2 protein-coding genes are annotated in these 1232 nt (G+C 66.1%); one reads left to right on the forward strand and one right to left on the reverse strand.

The features are described 5' to 3' along the window. The first annotated feature begins 49 nt into the window (after positions 1-49). A protein-coding gene (locus ABZ865_RS41995; protein WP_361242824.1) for an IS5 family transposase occupies positions 50-849 on the forward strand; the annotation gives its coding sequence in 2 pieces (ribosomal slippage) (positions 50-389 and positions 389-849; 801 coding nt in all). Here ABZ865_RS41995 and ABZ865_RS42000 read toward each other — a convergent pair. Beyond that, positions 821-1156, reverse strand: coding sequence for an ankyrin repeat domain-containing protein (locus tag ABZ865_RS42000; protein WP_361242821.1), 336 nt, complete (start codon positions 1154-1156; stop codon positions 821-823). The two genes, ABZ865_RS41995 and ABZ865_RS42000, sit on opposite strands and share 29 nt — an antisense overlap. Between the last annotated feature and the right edge of the window lie 76 nt (positions 1157-1232).

The following is a 1232-nucleotide window of genomic DNA, read 5'->3' on the forward strand; positions in this document are numbered from 1 at the left end:
AGACGTCATCTCATTTGGATGCCTCGGTAGGCTGTGGATCGTGGTGGGGATCGTTGAGCGGCTGGTGCCGGACGAATTGTGGGAGTTGTTCCAGCGGGTGGTACCGGAGGCGCCTTCGCGGCCCCAGGGCGGTGGCCGCCGCCGGCATGGCGACCGTGAGGTGCTGGCCGCGATCGTGTTCGTAGCCACGTCGGGCTGCACGTGGCAGCAGTTGCCCGCTGCGTCGTTCGGTCCGTCGGGGGCGACGGCTCACCGCCGTTTTGCCGAGTGGACGAAGGCCAGGGTGTGGGCCAAGCTCCACCGTCTGGTCCTCGACGAGCTCGGCTCCCGCGGCGAGTTGGACTGGTCCCGCTGCGCGATCGACTCGGTGAACATGCGGGCCCTGAAAAGGGGGACCTGACAGGCCCGAATCCCGTCGACCGGGGCAAGTACGGATCGAAGATCCATTTGATCACCGAGCGGACGGGTCTGCCCCTGTCCGTCGGAATCTCGGGGGCAAACCTGCACGACAGTCAGGCACTGATCCCCCTGGTGCAGGGCATACCACCGATCCGCTCCCGCCGCGGGCGGCGGCGACGCAGGCCGGACAAGCTCCACGCAGACAAGGGATACGACTACTCTCACCTGCGACGATGGTTACGAGAGCGTGGCATCAAGCACCGCATCGCCCGCAAGGGGATCGAGACCTCCCAGCGGCTGGGCCGCCACCGCTGGACCATCGAGCGCACCATGTCCTGGCTCGCCGGCTGCCGCCGCCTCCACCGCCGCTATGAGCGCAAGGCCGAGCACTTCCTCGCCTTCACGAGCATCGCCTGCACCCTCATCTGTTATCGGCGGCTCGTCTGCTGATGTGGGCCTGCAGCAGTTTCATCGCCAGGTCGTGTCCGTATTGACGGGCCATGTCCATGGGGGTGCGGCCGTCTGGGTCTGCGAGCTCCGGATCAGCCCCGAAGGCCAGCAACACGGCCGTGGTGTGCACGGTCAACGGCTGCCCGCTCTGCAGGGAGCCATCACCCTCGACGTCGATTGCGTGCGTCAGCAGCGTCATGTTGCTGAAGACCTCGTCGGGATCGGAACCAGCGGCCAGCAACCGGGCCAGGGCCTCAGCATCCTCCTGCTCGACCGCTTGATGCGCAGGTGTCCAGTAGTCGCTCACCACGATATTCAACCGTCCCTACAGCACGCCTGCCAGCGACTACCTACGCCATCAGCCACCAATTGAGATGACGTCT

Origin of the sequence: Streptomyces sp. NPDC047085, from assembly GCF_040643735.1 — a bacterium.
Lineage (GTDB): Bacteria > Actinomycetota > Actinomycetes > Streptomycetales > Streptomycetaceae > Streptomyces.